We start from the raw sequence: 3,584 nt of genomic DNA on the forward strand, positions 1-3,584 counted from the left end.
CCGAAACGGCCAGCGCGGCAGCGGCGAGCGCGGCAGCGGCCAGCGCGGAAACTGAATCGGTGAACACCGAGGCGGAATCGGCGAGCGCAGACGGGGAATCGGCGAGCGCAGACGAGGAGGCCGAGACCTCCGAAACCGTGCAGAACGTGGCCGAGGCCGAGACGCCGCCCGTGGAAACCGTCTGACCCATGTAGACGCAGGCCATGACCGGGCGCCGCCGGGTTGATGGCGGCGCCCGGTTTTTTGGCAAAAAGCGCTTGACACCGTAAACGGAACTGATTAAATTTTTCTACCTATGGCTTTTGGGGGAAATGCGTTTTGACCGGACCCCTGAAACCCGTGTTTCACAGGCTTGTCCGGGTCGGTACAACAGGGAAGGTTGGGCGGAAATGCCAACGATAAACCAGCTCATACGCCACGGCCGGAAGAAGTCGCAGCGTAAGACGAAATCACCCGCTTTGCGCGGCAGTCCCCAGAAACGGGGCAACTGCCTGCAGGTGAAGACGCAGACGCCCAAGAAGCCGAATTCGGCGCTGCGGAAAATAGCCCGCGTCCGTCTGATGAACGGCATCGAGGCCACCTGTTACATCCCGGGCGAGAGCCACAACCTGCAGGAGCACAATATCGTCCTGGTCCGGGGTGGCCGGGTGAAGGACCTGCCCGGCGTGCGGTACCACATCATCCGCGGCGCGCTGGACGCCAGCGGAGTGCCCGACCGGCGCAACGGGCGTTCGAAATACGGGACCAAGAAGCCCAAGTAGGCGGAAAGCACATCCTGGAAGCACACCCTGGCCGTACGTTAGGGAGCATGAGATGGCGAGAAGGAAAGAAGTCGTAAGACGGGAACCGGAGCCGGACTGGAAGTACAACAGCGTACTGGTATCCAAGTTCATCAACGGATTGATGCGCAAGGGGAAGAAGAGCATCGCGGAACGCGTGTTCTACCAGGCCCTCGATCTGATCGAAGAACGCACAAGCCAGGAACCGCTGCCGGTCTTCGAGAAGGCGATCAAGATCGTCGGACCCGTCGTGCATGTCAAGTCCCGCCGGGTGGGCGGTTCGACCTACCAGGTTCCCGTGGAAGTGCGGGAAGACCAGCAGCGGGCCATGGCGATTCGCTGGATCATAGATGCCGCGCGGGCCCGTTCAGAGAAGAACATGTTCGAGTGCCTGGCGGGAGAGTTTACCGCCGCCGCCAAGGGGGAGGGCGCCGCCGTCCGCCGCAAGGAAGAGACGTACCGGATGGCGGAAGCGAACCGGGCCTTCGCCCATTACAGGTGGTAGCGGCGTATCGATATCACGTCGAAACAGTAAAAACGGATCATCCCTCGCGATGATCCGTACTTTATGAGGTAGATGACGCAGTGACTGAAACAACGATCAAACCGAAAGAGAAAATGTCCGAAGCAACCCGAAAGCACGCTTCCGAATCGAACCTGGAAAAGACCAGGAACATCGGGATCATGGCCCATATCGACGCGGGCAAGACGACCACCACCGAACGCATCCTCTATTATACGGGACGCTTGCGGAGAATGGGCGAGGTCCACGACGGCGCCGCGACCATGGACTGGATGGAGCAGGAGCGCGAACGGGGCATCACGATCACGTCCGCGGCCACTACGTCCTTCTGGCGCGACCACCGGATCAATATCATCGATACGCCCGGTCACGTCGACTTCACGGTCGAGGTGGAACGATCGCTGCGCGTGCTTGACGGCTCCGTGGCGATTTTTTGTGCCGTGGGCGGCGTCGAGCCGCAGTCCGAGACCGTGTGGCGTCAGGCCGACAAGTACGGCGTGCCCCGCCTGGCGTACGTGAACAAGATCGACCGCGTCGGGGCGGACTTCCACCAGGTCGTTTCCATGATACACGAACGGCTCGGGGCCAACGCCATCCCGATCCAGCTGCCCATCGGCGCCGGCGACCTGTTTACCGGGTCCATCGACCTGGTCACCATGAAGGCCCGCAGCTACCACGAAGACAACATGGGCGCCACGTACGACGAGCACGACATTCCGAAGGACCTGGCCGAATATGCCGCGGAGCACCGCAGCAAGCTGATCGAGAGCCTCGCCGAAGTGGACGAGGAACTGATGGAAACCTACCTGGCCGGCGAGGAACCGACGGCTTCCGAATTGCAGGGCGCCATTCGCAGGGCCACGCTGTCGGTCAGCCTGATCCCCGTCCTGGTGGGTTCATCCTTCCGCAACAAGGGCGTCCAGGCGCTGCTCGACGCGATCGTCGACTACCTGCCGTCGCCCCAGGACGTGCCGCCCGTCACGGGCAAGAACACGTTGACCGGCGAACAGGAAACGCGGGAGAGCCTGCCCGACGCGCCCCTGTCCGGCGTAGCCTTCAAGATCATGACCGACCCCCATGTGGGCAAGCTGGCTTTCTACCGGATCTACTCCGGCACGCTGCCCGCCGGCTGTTACGTGCTGAATACAAGGACCAACCGGCGCGAGCGAATCAGCCGGATCCTGCAGATGCACGCCAACAAACGGGAACAGCTCAAGACGGCCGAAGCGGGCGATATCGTCGCGCTCGTGGGCGTGAAGGACGTGGCGACGGGCGATACGCTTTGCGATCCCGAGTGGCCCATCGCCCTCGAAGCGATGGAATTTCCCAAGCCCGTGATGTCCGTCGCGGTCGAACCCAAGACCCGGGCGGACGAAGAAAAGCTCAGCCAGTCCCTCCAGAAGCTCTCCGAAGAAGATCCCACATTCCGCGTACATACCGATGAAGAAACCAGCCAGCTGATCATCTCCGGCATGGGTGAACTGCACCTCGAGATCCTGGTGGACCGCATGCTGCGAGAGTTCCGCGTGGAAGCGAACGTGGGGCGTCCCCAGGTCGCCTACCGGGAGACCATCGGCACGGCCGTGAAGAGCGAAGGCCGATTCGTGCGGCAGTCGGGCGGACGCGGGCAGTTCGGGCACGTGTGGCTCGATATGGAGCCGGTGAAGGACGGGGACGGCGTGGAATTCGTGAACGGCATCGTCGGCGGGGTCATCCCGCGGGAGTTCATCTCTTCCGTCGAGGCCGGCGTCCGGGAAGCCGCCCATAACGGCGTGCTCGCCGGATACACGGTGCAGGGCGTGAAGGTCACCCTGTACGACGGCTCCTACCACGAAGTCGATTCGTCCGAGGTAGCCTTCAAGGTGGCGGCCTCCATGGCCTTCCAGGACGGCATGCGCAAGGCCGAACCCGAGTTGCTGGAACCGGTCATGGACGTGGAAGTGGCGGTCCCCAGCGAATACGTGGGCACCGTGGTCGGCGACCTGAACGCGCGCCGGGGGCGCATCGGCGGGATCATTCCCCGGACGGACGCGCAGGTCGTGGCGGCCACCGTTCCCCTGAGCGAGATGTTCGGCTACACGACGGCACTGCGTTCCGCCACGCAGGGACGGGCCGTGTCCACCATGCAGTTCTCGCATTACTCGGAAGTGCCTGAGAGTATCAAGCAGGAGATTCTGGAAAAGATTCGCGGCGGCGCATAACGGTTTATTATCTGGAGGATTTGCAGCATGTCGAAGGAAAGATTCGAGCGTACCAAGCCCCACGTGAACATCGGCACGATC

3 protein-coding genes are annotated in these 3,584 nt (G+C 62.5%); all 3 read left to right on the forward strand.

The window, feature by feature from the left end; genetic code table 11:
• Positions 1-389 precede the first annotated feature (389 nt).
• The 3 genes from F4Z81_14350 (at position 390) to fusA (ending at position 3,503) form a co-directional block, all read left to right on the forward strand.
• Entirely contained in the window at positions 390-761 is a 372-nt protein-coding gene (locus F4Z81_14350; protein MXW06226.1) for a 30S ribosomal protein S12, read from the forward strand.
• Between the two features lie 52 nt (positions 762-813).
• Entirely contained in the window at positions 814-1,284 is a 471-nt protein-coding gene (gene rpsG / locus F4Z81_14355; GenBank protein ID MXW06227.1) for a 30S ribosomal protein S7, read from the forward strand.
• A 113-nt stretch (positions 1,285-1,397) separates the two neighbouring features.
• On the forward strand, positions 1,398-3,503 hold the full coding sequence (gene fusA, locus F4Z81_14360) for an elongation factor G (GenBank protein MXW06228.1): 2,106 nt from the start codon (positions 1,398-1,400) through the stop codon (positions 3,501-3,503).
• The last annotated feature ends 81 nt before the right edge of the window (positions 3,504-3,584 follow it).

It is taken from the genome of Gemmatimonadota bacterium, assembly GCA_009835325.1.
In the GTDB taxonomy this organism is placed as follows: domain Bacteria; phylum JAAXHH01; class JAAXHH01; order JAAXHH01; family JAAXHH01; genus JAAXHH01.